This window comes from Caballeronia novacaledonica, from assembly GCF_900258035.1.
Lineage (GTDB): Bacteria > Pseudomonadota > Gammaproteobacteria > Burkholderiales > Burkholderiaceae > Caballeronia > Caballeronia novacaledonica.
In genome coordinates, this window is the sequence record NZ_OGTP01000009.1 from 1 (window position 1) to 14,390 (window position 14,390).

Consider the following 14,390-nt stretch of genomic DNA (forward strand, 5'->3'; position numbering starts at 1 on the left):
GGCTCGCCCGCGATGACCACGCGCGGCTTCGGCGTGAAGGAAGCGGAGATCGTCGGTAACCTGATCGCCGATGTGCTCGACAATCCGGAAGACCAGGCGACCATCGAGCGCGTGCGTGCGCAAGTGGCCGATCTGACCAAGCGTTTCCCGGTCTACCGTTAATTCGCGAGCCCGACGCCTATGCGCTGCCCATTCTGCCGACACGAAGATACCCAGGTCGTGGATTCTCGCGTGTCGGAGGATGGCGCAGCCATTCGGCGGCGAAGGCGCTGTCCTTCGTGCGACAAGCGTTTCACGACCTATGAGCGCGTCGAACTGGCGCTGCCGACCGTCGTCAAGAAGGACGGCAGCCGCACCGAGTTCGACCGTCGCAAGATTGTCGCGAGCATGCAGCTTGCGCTGAGAAAGCGCCCGGTCGCGGCCGACGCGATCGACGCCGCCGCGTCCCGCATCGAGTATCAGTTGCTCGGCAGCGGCGAGCGCGAAGTGCAGAGCGAACGGCTCGGCGAACTCGTCATGAACGAGTTGCGGCAGCTCGATACCATCGCCTACGTGCGTTTCGCGTCTGTCTACAAGCGTTTCGAAGACGTCTCCGAATTCGAAGACGTGCTCGAAGAATTCCGGCGTGCCGCGCCGAAGAAATCGACTTCGCGCAAGCGCTGATCCGTTCCGCATCGTTGTCCTCCCAGACCTGAATTCCTGTCGTTCGCTCGCGCAGTGTGCCGGGCATCGGGCGGTGTGAACACTCGTCCATTCGGCTAATGGCGGCGTGCATTCCTTCTCGCTAGATTGCGTCTTTCGGCTCGATTCGATCGATGAGGATTGCAGATGGTCAACGCTTCAAAACAGGGTTTCACGCTCGTCGAACTGTGCGTGGTGCTCGCCGTGATGGCGATCCTCGCGACGTTCGCCACGCCGTCGTTCGTCGCGTGGCAGGTGCGCGATCAGGTCGATGCGCGGGCGCGTTCGCTCTTTTCCACTCTTTCACTTGCGCATGCCGAAGCCGTGAGGCGCGGCGCGCGCGTCACGCTGTGCCGGATCGACGCGTCGCGTCATTGCCTCGCGGCGGGACGAAGCTGCGAGGCCGGCGTCACCGACTGGTCGTGCGGATGGGGCGTGTTCGTCGATCGCGACGGCGTTTCGACGCTCCTGCGCATGCAGCCGGCGATGACATCGATCGCCATCGCGGCGACGTCGACCGACCTGTCTTTCACGCCGCCAGCAGGGCAGGTGATCGGCGGATTTCGCAGCTTCGATGTCGGTCCGCGCGGCGCCGACCCCGCCGCGAATCCCGCATCGCGCCGATGCATAAGGCTCGCGGCAGGCGGCCGGGCGCGCATGACGCAAGGCGGCTGCGGAGCGTCGGCATGAAGCGCGCGCAACGGGGAGATTCGCTGATCGAAGTGATGATCGCGTTGACGCTCACGGCCGTCAGCACGCTCGGGCTCGTGGCGGTGCAAAGCGCGCTTGCCCGCGGCGAGCGGTCGGCGTTGCTGCGGGAACGCGCGACGTTCATCGCGGATTCGGTGGCGGAAGGCATTCGCAGCGACGCGGACCGCTCAGCGATCGTGTCGCAATGGCAGGCGAGGGCGTCGTCGATGCTGCCTGCGGGCGATGTCGCCGTGTCCGATCGCGCGGACGGCGTGCGTATCGCGACGGTGAGCTGGCGCGCGGACGACCGGTCGGATCCGTGTCCGGAGCCGCAGGCGAAGCCGTTCACGTCGTGCGTTGCGATGGCGTTCGCGCGATGACTACGCGTGACTTCTCATCGCGCGGTCATACGCTGCTCGAAATGACGATCGCGCTCGCGCTCGGCATGTTGATCGTGACCGCGTCGTTGTCGCTCTATCGCGGGCAGCGCGCCGCGTTCGATCGTGCCGCCGACGCCGCTCGTATGCACGACGCCGCATCGACCGCGCTGGACATGCTGGGCCAGCAGCTTCAGATGGCCGGCTTCGCGCCGGGTTCGGACGCGAACATGGACGCATCGATATTCGGCTGCGCGCAAGGCCGCGTCGTCGGCACGGAATCGGCGGCATCGTGCGAGTCGCTCGCCAGTCATTCCGACGGCCTGCAGATTCGATACGCCGCCGACGTCGTGTCCACCTGGCCGTCGAGCGCGGGCATGCCGACCGATTGCATCGGCCAGAACGTCGCCGACGCCATCGTCACGAATCGCTTTTACGCGAAGGCCAGCAGTTCGACCGGCGAGCCCGAGCTTTTTTGCGAGGGCAGCGGCAAGCAGTCCCAGCCGATCGTCGAAGGGATCGAACGGCTTCGCGTGATGGTTTGGCGAGCGGGATCGCCGTTGGCGCTGGATGCATCGGCCGTGGCGCGCGAAGGCTGGCGCGATGTCTACGCCGCCGACATTTGCGTCCTCGTGCGCGGATTCGCCGTGAACGCGAAGCGGAGAACGAATTACGTCGATTGCAACGGCTCGCCAGCCTACGCCGATGACGGCCGCGCACGCCAGGTTTTCTGGCGGCGCGTCGCGATACGCAATTCGCCCGCGATGACATCCGGAGGCGCGCAATGAAGCGACGTTCCCGAACGCACGGCGCCACGTTGCCGATCGTCCTGATTCTCGCCGCGATGATGCTCATCACGGCGGGCGCGTGGTTGCAGACATCGCTCGTGGCGGCGCGCACGACCGTCGCGACACGCGAGCGCGCGCAGGCGTTTCACGCGGCGGACAGCGCGCTGATCCGATGCAGCCGGATGCTGTCCCTTGCGCTGCCGCCGGCGAGCCAGTCGTCCAAAGACGAACCGTCGCGATGGCGAGCGAAAACATCGTTCGAAGGAGCGACCGCTGCGGCTATCGTGCCGTTTGCGGTCTGGCCGTACGCGCGCCGCGCGCCGCAATGTCTGATCGAAGCGTGGGGGAGCGGGTCGTATCTCGTCACGTCGCGAGGGTTTGGCGCAACGGCGGATTCCGAGGCGTGGCTTCAACTTCGCATCGATATCGCCGATGGGACGCGCACGCAGCACTGGCGGCGCGTCGTCGCCAGGCCTTTTTGAGGAGCCGGCATGAACGAACGCAGCAGCGAAAAAGGCTTCAGCCTGCTGGAATTGATGATCGCGCTGGGCGTCGCCGCGATCATCGCGACATTCGCCATTCCGGCGTATCGAACGCACGTGGCGAAGGCGCACCGGCTCGATGCGGCGTCGGGGTTGGTGCGCGCCGTTCAGTACGTCGAAACGGCGCGGCTCGCGCAAACGTCGGAAAGTGGCGAGGCGATCGCGCTCGGCGCCGGTCTCGATCGCGCGCCGCCGAGCGGGACGGCGGTGTACAGCGTCGCCATGTTGCCGGAATCGGCGGCGAATGGCGGCTACGCGGTCGAAGCCGTGCCCATCTCACCCGGCGCGATGCAGGACGACGTCTGCGGCGCCTTCGTCATCGACGCGACCGGACTGCGCTGGAATCACGCGCCCGGCTCGGCCACGCCGCTCGACGCGGCACAGTCGGCGTCGTGCTGGGCCGGGAAGGGCTGAGGCGGTGATTCAGAAGACGGTTGGATCGGCGGCGTCGTTCGAAGTCTCGGGCGCGGCGGACTTCATCTGCTGATAGATGCGCCAGCCTTCCCATCCGGCGAGCGCGAGACCGCCCCATTTGAGCACGGGCTTGGCGCTGCTGAGGAGCTTCGTCCTCACGGGCTTCGTGAGAACGAGCGACGCGAGCGAGCCGACGATCGGATACTGCTTGAGGAGCATACCGATATTGCCCGAGCCAAGCAGCGAACCGAGCACGCCGCCGATACCGCCGGAAGTCCCGCGGCGCTTGCCCCAGCGTCGCGAGCCGCCGCCCGGCATCAGAAAGCGCAGAAAGCTGAAATGCGTGACGGACGAGCGCAGATCGTGTGTTGCCTGGCGCAGTTCCATGCGCTCGACATCCGCGCGAGCGATCAGCAGTTCCTTGCGCAGCGCGCGCATGTGCGGCGTGCGCAGCTTCTGCATTTTGGTGCGCTTGGGCGATTTGAAAGTGTCGTCGTGTTGGCTCATGGCTTCGATTGGGCGCGGAGATCAGCGGAACGTGTCGCGGTCTTTGCGGAATTCGGCGAGCGTGTCGTCGAACATGTTGGGCGCATCGCGCAGATTGCTGCGTGCGCGCAGACCGCATGCAATCGCGATCAGCGCATACAGAAGCGTGATGCCGCCTAGCGCCTGCCAGCGATACGTGTCCCAGAAGAAAATGGCGATCAGCACCGTGAGGGAGATGAGCGCCATCATGGCGAGCATCATGGAGGCGAGCCCGAGAAAAAGCACGCCGATGAGCCGCTCCTTCTCCTCTTGAAGCTCGATCCCGATGAGTTCAAGGCGCGTCTCGAAGATGGCGAAGGCGGAGCTCAGAATTCGTCGCAGCGGTCCGGGGGACGATTGCTGCGTTGGCCGATCGGTCGTCATGGCTTGAATGCGAGAAGCGCGTTGGTGCCGCTTTTTTGTGATCCGGTCGGCGCGTGAAGCGGCCGGCCGGTGCGAGTGTCGAGCCGCGCGCCCGGGCAAGGCGCTCGCGGTTCAGTCCAGCGGGGACCGCGACAAAAAGCAGATTAGCAATCCGCGGGCCATTGAGCAGCGACGGCGGTTACTTGCGGTTGATCAGCAGCCCGATCACCATGCCGAGTCCCGCCGCGATCCCGATGGACGCCCACGGATGCTCGTGGACGTAATCGTCGGTGGCGCGCGCGGCCTTCTTGCCTCGCTCGATCACGACGACCTGCGCGTCGGCGGCCTTTTCCTTCGCTTGCTTCAGACGAGTGAGGGCGGTTTCGCGCAACTCGGAAGCGCGTTCACCAGTGGCGGTAGCCGCTTGCTTCAAGAGATCTTCGGCGTCAGCGAGAACGGTTTTGATATCCGACATGAATCGCTCCTTGTTGATTTCCGACATTAAAGGCTCCAATCGGTAAGGCTACGCGCATCGTAACCAAAGATGGGGTCGCTGACGAGGAGGCGTGCATCCTGCCGGGCGGACTGACGCAGTTTCCGTTCCAGTGGCAGACGCCTCGTCGATGCATCGACAATGTCTGGATTGATTCGATCTGACCCGTAAAAGTTTCAGGCGCGTATCGAAAGTTACATGCGGCGAAACGACAAAGGGCCGGCGCACGCCGCGCCGGCCCTCCCGCTTATGAACTAAGCCCGTTCAGAAAAACGCCTGAATGCCCGTCTGCGCGCGGCCGAGAATCAGCGCGTGGATATCGTGCGTGCCTTCGTATGTGTTCACCACTTCGAGATTCACGAGGTGACGCGCGACGCCGAATTCATCGGAGATGCCGTTGCCGCCGAGCATGTCGCGCGCAAGTCGGGCGATGTCGAGCGCCTTGCCGCACGAATTGCGCTTCATGATCGACGTGATCTCGACCGCCGCCGTGCCTTCATCCTTCATGCGGCCGAGGCGCAGCACGCCTTGCAGGCCGAGCGTGATTTCGGTCTGCATGTCGGCGAGCTTCTTCTGGATGAGCTGGTTCGCCGCGAGCGGCCGGCCGAACTGCTTGCGATCCAGCGTGTATTGCCGCGCCGTGTGCCAGCATGCTTCCGCCGCGCCGAGCGCGCCCCACGCGATGCCGTAGCGCGCCGAGTTCAGGCACGTGAACGGACCTTTCAGCCCGCGCACGTCCGGCAGTATGTTTTCTTCGGGAACGAAGACTTCGTCCATCACGATTTCGCCGGTGATCGACGCGCGCAAGCCGACCTTGCCGTGAATCGCCGGCGCCGACAGCCCCTTCCAGCCTTTCTCCAGGATGAAGCCGCGAATCTCGTCGCGGCCGTCTTCTTCCAGCTTCGCCCAGACGACGAACACATCCGCGATCGGCGAATTCGAGATCCACATCTTCGTGCCGGAGAGCGAGAAGCCGTTCTGCACCTTCTTCGCGCGCGTGGTCATGCTGGCCGGATCGGAGCCCGCGTTCGGCTCGGTGAGCCCGAAGCAGCCGATCCATTCGCCGCGCGCGAGCTTCGGCAGATATTTTTCCTTCTGCGCTTCGCTGCCGAAGGTGTTGATCGGCACCATCACGAGCGACGACTGCACCGACATCATCGAGCGATAACCCGAATCCACGCGTTCCACTTCGCGGGCGATCAGTCCGTAGCATACGTAGTTCAGACCCGGACCGCCGTATTGCTCGGGGATCGTCGGTCCGAGCAGGCCGAGTTCGCCCATTTCGCGGAAGATCGCCGGATCGGTCTTTTCCTCGCGAAACGCCTGCATCACGCGCGGCTGCAGCTTGTCCTGCGCGTAAGCGCGCGCGGCGTCGCGCACCATGCGTTCGTCTTCGGTCAGTTGCTGATCCAGCAAGAGCGGATCTTCCCAGTTGAATCGGGCGGCGTCGGCCATGTGCTATCTCCTGATTTCATCGAAAAGCGCCGGAAGCGGATGGGATCGGCCGGCGCGCGCGGCGCTTGACATGAGTTCCGCTAAGCGAAACAATGTTTTGCAAATCAGCTCCGAGTCTATCACCCGATGACGAAAGATTCCAACCGAAATTCCGCGCGCCATCTATCTTCCGAGGACATCGACGAGCGCAAGTTCGTCGTCGCGCTCGCACGCGGACTGGACCTGCTGCGCGCGTTCCGTCCCGGCGAGACGCTCTTGGGCAACCGCGATTTCGTCGATCGCACCGGTTTGCCGAAGGCGACCGTCAACCGGCTCGCCTACACGCTGACGACGCTCGGCTATCTGCGTTTCGACGAACCCGCGGGCAAATACGCGCTCGACACGGGCGTGCTGTCGCTCGGATTCACGCTGCTTGCGGGCGCGGACACGCTGGAACTCGCGCGGCCGCACATGCGCGCGCTCGCGCGGGAGATCGGCGCGGCGGTGTCGCTCGGCTGCCGCGACGGACTCGACATGATCTATCTCGAAACCATCCGCAGCGAGACGGCGCTGACGCTCGGCCTCGCGCCCGGTTCGCGCCTGTCGATGCTCACGAGTTCGATGGGCCGCGCGTATCTCGCCGTGCAGGAACCGGCGGCGCGCGAGGCGCTGTTCGACGAACTCGGGAAAAACGAAGGCGAGGAAAAGGTCGATGCCGCCCGCCGCGCGATCGGCGATTTCGCGCGTGACGGCTGCTGCTATTCGTTCCGCGAATGGCACGACGACGTGAACGCCATCGCCGCGCCGTTTCGCGATCTGCGCAACGGACGCTGGCTCGTGCTGTCGAGCAGCGGACCGGCGTCGTCGATGGACGAGGCGTATTTTCGCGAGACGATCGGCCCGAAACTGAAAGCGCTGGCCGCGCGTCTCGCTTGACGATTCAGAGCACGGTGCGGACGTGCCACAGTTCTGGAAACAGCACGACATCGAGCATCTTGCGCAGATACGAAGCGCCCGCCGTGCCGCCCGTGCCTCCCTTGAAGCCGATGATGCGCTCCACCGTCGTCACATGCCGGAAGCGCCATTGCCGGAACGCGTCTTCCAGATCGACGAGCTCTTCCGCCATCTCGTACAAGTCCCAGTGATGCGACGGATCGCGATACACCGCGAGCCACGCCGCCTCGACGGACGGATCGTGCGTCGTCGGCTGCGCCCAGTCGCGCTCGAGGCGCTTCGGATCGATCTCGAAGCCACGTCGCGCGAGCAAGCGGATCACTTCGTCGTAGAAAGAGGGCGCTTCGAGCGTTTCGCGCACCTGTTCGAGAATCTCCGGCCGATGCGCATGCGGCTTCAGCATCTGCTCGTTCTTGTTGCCGAGCATGAACTCGATCTGCCGGTACTGATGCGACTGAAACCCCGACGATTGTCCGAGATACGGACGCATCGCGGTGTATTCGGACGGCGTCATCGTCGCGAGGACGTTCCACGCCTGCACCAGTTGCTCGAAAATGCGCGACACGCGCGCGAGCATCTTGAACGCGGGCGGCAGTTCGTCACGATGCACGGCCGAAAGGGCCGCGCGCAACTCGTAGAGCGCGAGCTTCATCCATAGCTCGCTCGTCTGATGCTGCACGATGAACAGCATCTCGTTGTGATCCGGCGAAAGCGGATGCTGCGCGTTCAGGATCGAATCGAGGCCGAGATAGTCGCCGTAGCTCATCGAATCGGCGAAATCGAGCTTGGCGTCGTGCCAGCCTTTTTCTTGCGCCGCGTTCTGTGCGCCGTGTCCGAACGGGCAGCCTTGCGTATTGCTCATTGTCGACGTTCCTCTCAGGTCACCGATGCGCGCTCGGCGAACTCCGGCGCGCGCCAGCTTTCGGTCGCGACCACGTCGCGCAGGACTTCGACTGCGTCCCATACATCGACGAAACGCGTGTAGAGCGGCGTGAAGCCGAAGCGCAGAATGCGCGGCTCGCGATAATCACCGATCACGCCGCGCGCGATCAGCGCCTGCATCACTTCATAGCCGTTCGGATGCTCGAAACTCGCCTGCGAGCCGCGCTGTGCATGCTCGCGCGGCGTCGCGAGCGAGAGCGGGAATTCGCCGCAACGTTCCTCGACCAGACGAATGAACAGATCGCTCAGCGCGAGCGACTTGCGGCGCAGCGCCTGCATGTCGGTTTGCAGAAACACGTCGAGCCCGCATTCGACGAGCGACATCGACACGATCGGCTGCGTGCCGCACAGAAAGCGGCCGATGCCGTCGTCCGGGCGATACACCGGGTTCATCTCGAACGGTTTTTTGTGCCCCCACCAGCCGGATAGCGGCTGCGAGAACGCGTTCTGATGGCGCTTGGGCACCCACACGAACGCGGGCGAGCCGGGTCCGCCGTTCAGATACTTGTACGTGCAACCAACGGCATAGTCCGCGCCGACGCCGTTCAGATCGACCGGCACCGCGCCCGCCGAATGCGCCAGATCCCATACCGCGAGCGCGCCCGCGCGATGAATCGTCTGCGTGAGCGCGGCCATGTCGTGCATGTAGCCGGTGCGGTAATTGACGTGCGTGATCATCGCGATCGCGGTGTTTTCGTCGATGGTGGCCGGCAGTTCCGAAGGATCGTCGACGAGACGCAGTTCGTAGCCGCGATCGAGCTGCTCGATCAAACCCTGCGCGATGTACAGATCGGTCGGAAAGTTCGAACGTTCGGAGACGATCACGCGCCGCTTCGGATCGCGCTCGTTCGCGAGCTTGAGCGCGGCCGAGAGAATCTTGAAGAGATTCGCGGAAATCGTGTCCGTCACGACGACTTCGTCTTCGCCCGCGCCGATCAGCGGTGCGAGCTTGTTGCCGAGGCGCTTGGGCAGCGCGAACCAGCCCGCCGTGTTCCAGCTTCGGATCAGACCTTCGCCCCATTCGGCGGTGATCACGTCGGCGGCGCGCGCGGCGGAGGCTTTCGGCGGCACGCCGAGCGAATTGCCGTCGAGATAGATCACGCCGTCGACCAATGCGAACTGGTCGCGCAGCGCGGCAAGCGGATCGTCGCGGTCGAGCGCGGCGGCTTCGTCACGATTTTTCATCGAAAAGTCCATAAATTTGAAGATCATCAGGAAAGCGGACGTAGGACGGCGCGAACCGGACTCGCATCGAGCGACGTGAATTTGAGCGGCAGCGCGATCAGTTCGTAATCGCCGGGCGCGACTGCGTCGAGCACGAGACCTTCGAGGATCGCCATGCCGTGGACGCGGATGCGCCTGTGCGCGTCCATCGTCTTCGAGTCTTGCGGATCCAGCGACGGCGTGTCGATGCCGATCAGTTTCACGCCTTTTTCAGCCAGCAAGTCGATGGTTTCCGGCGCGACGGCGGTAAAGGCGCTGTCCCACGCATCGAGCGGCGCGTTCGTGTACGTGCGAAGCAGAACGCGCGCCGGGACGCCGTCGAGATGCGCGGCGATGTGTTCGGGCGTCACGAGCGGCGAAGCACCGATGCAGTGCACGACGCGGCACGCGCCGATATACGTCTCGAGCGCGACTGCGCCGATCGGCTTGCCGTGTTCGTCGTAGTGGAGCGGCGCGTCGGCGTGCGCGCCGGTGTGCGGCGAGAGCGTGAGTCGCGCCACGTTGACGGGCGAGCCCGCCTCCATGCGCCACACCCGCTCGATACCGACCGGCGTGTCGCCCGGCCAAACGGGCGTGCCAGTATCGATCGGCGGGGAAATGTCGAGAAGCGTCATGACGCGCCCTAGCAGAAATCGTAAAGATGCGTCAAATCATAGTCGCGTTATCTCGAAAGGTGCTTGCGAAATAACCACCCAAAAGTGTCGCGCTTAGAACATAATTCGATGAAATGGGCTAGGGGACTCAAAAATGACCGGCTTCACGCTCGATGCAACCGATTGCCGAATTCTGGCGGTACTGCAGGAAGATGGACGGATCAGTAACCTGGACCTGGCGGAGCGCATTTCGCTCTCGCCGTCGGCGTGCTTGCGTCGAATGCGGCTGCTGGAAGAGGAAGGGGTGATCGCGAGTTATCGCGCGTGCCTCGATCGCGAGCGGCTCGGCATCGAACTGGAGGCGTTCGTCCACGTTTCGATGCGCAACGACCAGGAAAACTGGCACGAGAAGTTCGCGGCGGCCGTGCGCGAATGGCCGGAAGTGGTCGGCGCGTTCGTCGTCACCGGCGACACGCATTACGTGCTGCGCGTGCTCGCGCACAACCTCAAGCATTACTCCGACTTCATTCTGTCGAAGCTCTATAAGGCGCCCGGCGTGATCGACATCCGCTCGAACATCGTGCTTCAGACGATGAAAGACGACGCGGGCGTGCCGGTCGCGCTGATCGAACAGCCGGGGCGCGCGCACACGCCCTAAGCGTTATTCCAGCGGTCCCAGCGTGTGGAAACCGCCCGCTTGGAAGACGAGCGGCGCGACCTGCGTCGCGTCTTCGCGCACGCCGCAACGCTCCACTTCACCGACGAAAATAACGTGGTCGCCCTCGTCGTAGCGGCTGCGGTTGTGGCACTCGAACCATGCGAGCGCGCCGTCGAGCACGGGCATGCCGGTGTCGCCGGCGGCGTGCGAGACGCCCGCGAAACGGTCGCCCTTGACCGTGGCGAAACGCCGGCACAGGTCGATCTGCGACGCCGCGAGCACATTCACGACGTAGTGGCTGTTCGCGCGGAACACCGGCATCGACGCCGATTTGGTCGCGAGACTCCACAGCACGAGCGGTGGATTGAGCGATACCGAATTGAACGAGCTCGCGGTGATGCCGATCAACTGGCCGTTTTCGGTGCGCGTCGTGATGACGGTGACGCCGGTTGCAAACTGGCCGAGCGCGGCGCGAAAGGTGGTTGGATCGAAATTCGGGGTTTTGGCGCGTGTCATTTGGCAGATGAGCAGGCAAATGGGCGGTCGAGTGTGTCGTGTGCTGCCGAGCCGGCCGCGCGTCGCGCTTCAGTCGGAAGAACCTTTTCAGAAATCATGTAAAAACTGGAGATTTGTGTCGATTCTATCGGAATCGGCTGTCGCCGGCCGCCAAATGACCGTATTCCGGCAGCAAGTTTTCCGCCGCCAAGGGGCTTTCAGCGCGGGCTCGCCAAACCCAGTAAGCTCGGATTCATCGCGTCCGGACGATTGAAGAAACGGCCGGGCGCATCCATATGCATGATCCGCGGCGTGGCCGCATGCACTTGATGAGGAGTCGCGCATGACGCAGCAAAACGAGCAGGCCAGAACCGAAACCGCGACGCTCGGCGGCGGATGTTTCTGGTGCACCGAAGCCGTGTTTCTCGCGGTCCAGGGCGTGGAGTCGGTCGAATCGGGCTATGCGGGCGGCAGGGTGGTGAATCCGTCGTACGAGCAGGTTTGCAGCGGCGACACGGGACATGCCGAAGTGGTGAAGGTCGTGTTCGATCCGTCCGTCATCGGTTATCGCGAAATTCTCGAAATCTTCTTCGCGACGCACGATCCGACCCAACTCAACCGTCAGGGCAACGATGTCGGCACGCAGTATCGCTCGGCCGTGTTCACGCATTCGGACGAGCAACGCGCGACCGCGCTCGACGTGATCGAAGAACTCGGGCGCGAAGACGTGTTCGACAAGACCATCGTCACGCAAGTCGTGCCGCTCGACGACGACTACTTTCCGGCCGAGGCGTATCACCAGAACTATTTCGCGCAGCATCCGGATCAGGGTTATTGCGCGGCGGTCGTCGGGCCGAAGGTGGCGAAGTTCCGCAAGAAGTTCGCGCATCGCCTGAAGGCGTGATGCGCTTCTAGTCGCCGCGCGCGCGCTCGCATTCCGCCGCGATGCCGCGCGCCAGCTCGAAGCATGTGAGCGGCGCCGAGCCTTCCGCCTTGTTGTTCGCCGCGATCACCACCGGCTGGCCCGCGATCGCATAGCGGGCGGCGAGTTCGGCGAGCGCCTCGCGCGTGTCGCGGTCTTCGTCGACGATCTTGTCGAACGGCTCGTACTTCGCCTTCGCCTGTTCATAGCGAAAGCCGCTGTGCAGACTCCAGCGCACGATAAGCGGTCCCATGCTTTCCTCATCCAGCAACGCGAGCGCCTTCGCCTGACGGCGCACGTCCGGCATGCGCGCATGCACGCCGATGCAGTAGCGCACATTCGCCTCGCGCAGCGCGCGGATGAAGCGCGGCGTGAGCATGACCGCGTCGCGGATTTCGACCGCGTAGCACGACTCGCCTTCGAGCGGCGGCAGCGCGTGCAAAAACGTCGTCAGCCGTTCGATGAAACCTGCCGGATCGACGATCATCGCATCGGGCAGCGGCGAGAACTGGAACACGAGCGCGCCCGCTTTCGCGCCGAGACCGCCGATGCACGGCGTCACGAATTCATCGATGGCGATCCGCGCATTCAGAAACGCCGGATTGTCCGCGTCCGGCGTGCCGCGCTCGCCGCGGATGAAGGCATCGGTGACGGAGGCGGGCGCCTTGACGATGAAGCGAAAGTGCGCGGGCACTTGCGATGCGTAGCGCGCGTATTCCGCGAGCGACAGCGGCGCGTAAAACGAGCGGTCGATCGACACGCTCTTTAGCAGCGGATGCGCGCCGTAGGCGGTGAGACCGTCGCGGGAGAGCTTGCTGTTCGAATACTCGCCGCCGTAGACGATGCCGCGCCAGCCCGGAAACGACCACGTCGATGTGCCGAGATGGATCGCGTCGGGCAGGCGCTTCGCGATGGATTCGAGTTCCGGCTGCGATGGCGCGGGCAGTACGCCGCGCGCCTTGGGCTGCTTCGGCGGTTTCGCGGGTTCCGCCGAAGCCGGCGCAGAGGCAGACGCAGGCTCGCCGAAAAGATCGAACTCGCGGTTCAGAGCGCCTTCTCGTAGATATAGCGCCGCGACCACGGCAGCGTCTTCGCGCTGCGCCCCGCCTTGCGGCAGATCACCTGATAGATCGACACGTCGTCGTTTTCGAACGCGTACGCGCAGCCCGCGAGATACACGCGCCAGATGCGGAAGTGCTCATCGTCGACGAGCTTCTTCGCTTTCTCCGAATTCTCCTCGAACTTGTCGGCCCAGATGTCGAGCGTACGCGCGTAATGCCGCCGCAAGCTCTCGACGTCGAGCGCTTCCAGCCCGCCGCGCTGCATGCTTTCGAGCGCGAGGCTGATGTGCGGCAGCTCGCCGTCCGGGAACACGAATTTGTCGATGAACTCGCCGCCGCCGAGCGAAGTCTCGCCGCTGTCGGCATCCGACGACGTGATGCCGTGATTCATCGCGATGCCGTCGTCGACGAGCAGATCGCGGATCTTCGCGAAGTACTCCGGCAGCTTCTTGCGCCCGACGTGCTCGAACATGCCGACGCTCGTGATGCGGTCGAACTGCCCGGGAATGTCGCGATAATCCTGCAGACGAATTTCGATCTGGTTGTCGAGTCCGGCGGCCTTGACGCGCTCGGTCGCGAGCCTGAACTGGTTCTCGGAGAGCGTGACGCCCACGCATTTCGCGCCGAACTTCTGCGCCGCGCGGATCACGAGCGCGCCCCAGCCGCAGCCGATATCGAGCAGACGCTGGCCCGGCTCAAGCTGAATCTTCGTCAGGATGTGGTCGATTTTCTTGAGCTGCGCGGTGTCGATGTCTTCGTCGCCGTTCTCGAAGTACGCGCAGGAGTAGACCATGTTCTTGTCGAGCCAGAGCTCGTAGAACTCGTTCGACACATCGTAGTGGTACTGAATGGCTTTCTTGTCCGACGTCTTCGAGTGATTGAAGTAACGCCGCACGCGGGCGAGCTTGCCGGCGCTCGTCACCGTGCTTTTCGCGAGCGAATAGCTGATGTTGATGATGTCGGAGAGCTTTCCCTCGATGTCGATCTTGCCCTTCACATAGGCTTCACCGAGATTGTCGAGACTCGGTTCGAGCAGATACGGCAGCGCGGTCGCGCTCTTCACGTGCAGCGTCACCTGAGGCGCGGCGAACTGGCCGAAATCGTGCTGCTGGCCGTCCCACAGCACGAGCCGCGCGGGCAGATTGGCCCGGTCGCGCACTTCCTGAACCCACTGCGTCAGCTTCTTCTCCCAGAACATGCTTGTTTCTCCGCGCTAAAGAAAATCAAGGGAAGG

The 14,390-nt window shown here is 64.0% G+C and carries 19 protein-coding genes and 1 pseudogene; 10 read left to right on the plus strand and 10 right to left on the minus strand.

Annotated features, from left to right (window positions below; genetic code table 11):
• The 7 genes and pseudogenes from glyA to NOV72_RS14795 all read left to right on the plus strand — a co-directional run.
• Positions 1–162 (plus strand): annotated as a pseudogene (gene glyA, locus NOV72_RS14765) (serine hydroxymethyltransferase); the annotation flags it as partial.
• Between the two features lie 18 nt (positions 163–180).
• Positions 181–663, plus strand: a complete 483-nt coding sequence (nrdR, locus tag NOV72_RS14770; protein WP_106855355.1) for a transcriptional regulator NrdR — start codon at positions 181–183, stop codon at positions 661–663.
• Between the two features lie 165 nt (positions 664–828).
• Entirely contained in the window at positions 829–1,371 is a 543-nt protein-coding gene (locus NOV72_RS14775) for a GspH/FimT family pseudopilin (RefSeq protein WP_106855356.1), read from the plus strand.
• Positions 1,368–1,751 (plus strand): type IV pilus modification PilV family protein, encoded by a 384-nt coding sequence (locus NOV72_RS14780; RefSeq protein WP_106855357.1) that lies wholly within the window; start codon positions 1,368–1,370, stop codon positions 1,749–1,751. The genes NOV72_RS14775 and NOV72_RS14780 overlap by 4 nt, the downstream gene beginning before the upstream one ends.
• Positions 1,748–2,536, plus strand: a complete 789-nt coding sequence (locus NOV72_RS14785) for a PilW family protein (protein WP_106855358.1) — start codon at positions 1,748–1,750, stop codon at positions 2,534–2,536. Before NOV72_RS14780 ends, NOV72_RS14785 begins: the two co-directional genes overlap by 4 nt.
• Positions 2,533–3,018: a pilus assembly PilX family protein gene (locus NOV72_RS14790; RefSeq protein WP_106855359.1), complete on the plus strand. Its 486-nt coding sequence runs from the start codon at positions 2,533–2,535 to the stop codon at positions 3,016–3,018. Before NOV72_RS14785 ends, NOV72_RS14790 begins: the two co-directional genes overlap by 4 nt.
• A 9-nt stretch (positions 3,019–3,027) precedes the next feature.
• Entirely contained in the window at positions 3,028–3,492 is a 465-nt protein-coding gene (locus tag NOV72_RS14795) for a type IV pilin protein (protein WP_106855360.1), read from the plus strand.
• A 9-nt stretch (positions 3,493–3,501) separates the two neighbouring features.
• On the opposite strand, the gene NOV72_RS14800 is transcribed toward NOV72_RS14795, so the two are convergent.
• The 4 genes from NOV72_RS14800 to NOV72_RS14815 all read right to left on the minus strand — a co-directional run bounded on the left by NOV72_RS14800 (position 3,502) and on the right by NOV72_RS14815 (position 6,328).
• Complete coding sequence (locus NOV72_RS14800) at positions 3,502–3,999, minus strand: DUF3318 domain-containing protein (protein WP_106855361.1); 498 nt, start codon at positions 3,997–3,999, stop codon at positions 3,502–3,504.
• 21 nt (positions 4,000–4,020) lie between these two features.
• Complete coding sequence (locus tag NOV72_RS14805) at positions 4,021–4,401, minus strand: phage holin family protein (RefSeq protein ID WP_106855362.1); 381 nt, start codon at positions 4,399–4,401, stop codon at positions 4,021–4,023.
• Positions 4,402–4,579: 178 nt separating this feature from the next.
• Positions 4,580–4,882: an ElaB/YgaM/YqjD family protein gene (locus NOV72_RS14810; RefSeq protein ID WP_016346183.1), complete on the minus strand. Its 303-nt coding sequence runs from the start codon at positions 4,880–4,882 to the stop codon at positions 4,580–4,582.
• A 255-nt stretch (positions 4,883–5,137) separates the two neighbouring features.
• Complete coding sequence (locus NOV72_RS14815) at positions 5,138–6,328, minus strand: acyl-CoA dehydrogenase (RefSeq protein WP_106855363.1); 1,191 nt, start codon at positions 6,326–6,328, stop codon at positions 5,138–5,140.
• 126 nt (positions 6,329–6,454) lie between these two features.
• Here NOV72_RS14815 and NOV72_RS14820 point away from each other — a divergent pair, with 126 nt between their 5' ends.
• Complete coding sequence (locus tag NOV72_RS14820) at positions 6,455–7,243, plus strand: IclR family transcriptional regulator (protein ID WP_106855364.1); 789 nt, start codon at positions 6,455–6,457, stop codon at positions 7,241–7,243.
• Between the two features lie 4 nt (positions 7,244–7,247).
• On the opposite strand, the gene kynA is transcribed toward NOV72_RS14820, so the two are convergent.
• The 3 genes from kynA to kynB are packed head-to-tail and all read right to left on the minus strand — an operon-like array spanning position 7,248 to position 10,041.
• The gene (gene kynA, locus NOV72_RS14825) at positions 7,248–8,123 is read right to left on the minus strand and encodes a tryptophan 2,3-dioxygenase (protein ID WP_106855365.1); all 876 of its coding nucleotides are present in this window, start codon (positions 8,121–8,123) and stop codon (positions 7,248–7,250) included.
• Between the two features lie 14 nt (positions 8,124–8,137).
• Positions 8,138–9,388 (minus strand): kynureninase, encoded by a 1,251-nt coding sequence (kynU, locus tag NOV72_RS14830; RefSeq protein ID WP_106855533.1) that lies wholly within the window; start codon positions 9,386–9,388, stop codon positions 8,138–8,140.
• A 26-nt stretch (positions 9,389–9,414) separates the two neighbouring features.
• Positions 9,415–10,041 carry an arylformamidase gene (gene kynB, locus NOV72_RS14835; RefSeq protein WP_106855366.1) on the minus strand — a complete coding sequence of 209 codons (627 nt, stop codon included), beginning with the start codon at positions 10,039–10,041 and terminating at the stop codon, positions 9,415–9,417.
• A 133-nt stretch (positions 10,042–10,174) separates the two neighbouring features.
• On the opposite strand from kynB, the gene NOV72_RS14840 reads away from it, so the two are divergent.
• Positions 10,175–10,678, plus strand: a complete 504-nt coding sequence (locus NOV72_RS14840) for an Lrp/AsnC family transcriptional regulator (protein ID WP_061119413.1) — start codon at positions 10,175–10,177, stop codon at positions 10,676–10,678.
• A 3-nt stretch (positions 10,679–10,681) separates the two neighbouring features.
• Here NOV72_RS14840 and NOV72_RS14845 read toward each other — a convergent pair whose 3' ends face one another.
• A complete protein-coding gene (locus tag NOV72_RS14845; protein WP_106855367.1) occupies positions 10,682–11,194 on the minus strand; it encodes a flavin reductase family protein in 513 nt (170 codons plus the stop codon).
• Between the two features lie 322 nt (positions 11,195–11,516).
• Here NOV72_RS14845 and msrA point away from each other — a divergent pair, with 322 nt between their 5' ends.
• Positions 11,517–12,077 carry a peptide-methionine (S)-S-oxide reductase MsrA gene (gene msrA, locus NOV72_RS14850; protein WP_106855368.1) on the plus strand — a complete coding sequence of 187 codons (561 nt, stop codon included), beginning with the start codon at positions 11,517–11,519 and terminating at the stop codon, positions 12,075–12,077.
• 7 nt (positions 12,078–12,084) lie between these two features.
• On the opposite strand, the gene NOV72_RS14855 is transcribed toward msrA, so the two are convergent.
• The gene (locus tag NOV72_RS14855; protein WP_245933053.1) at positions 12,085–13,176 is read right to left on the minus strand and encodes a DUF72 domain-containing protein; all 1,092 of its coding nucleotides are present in this window, start codon (positions 13,174–13,176) and stop codon (positions 12,085–12,087) included.
• Positions 13,140–14,354 carry an SAM-dependent methyltransferase gene (locus NOV72_RS14860; RefSeq protein ID WP_106855370.1) on the minus strand — a complete coding sequence of 405 codons (1,215 nt, stop codon included), beginning with the start codon at positions 14,352–14,354 and terminating at the stop codon, positions 13,140–13,142. The genes NOV72_RS14855 and NOV72_RS14860 overlap by 37 nt, the downstream gene beginning before the upstream one ends.
• Positions 14,355–14,390: the final 36 nt, after the last annotated feature.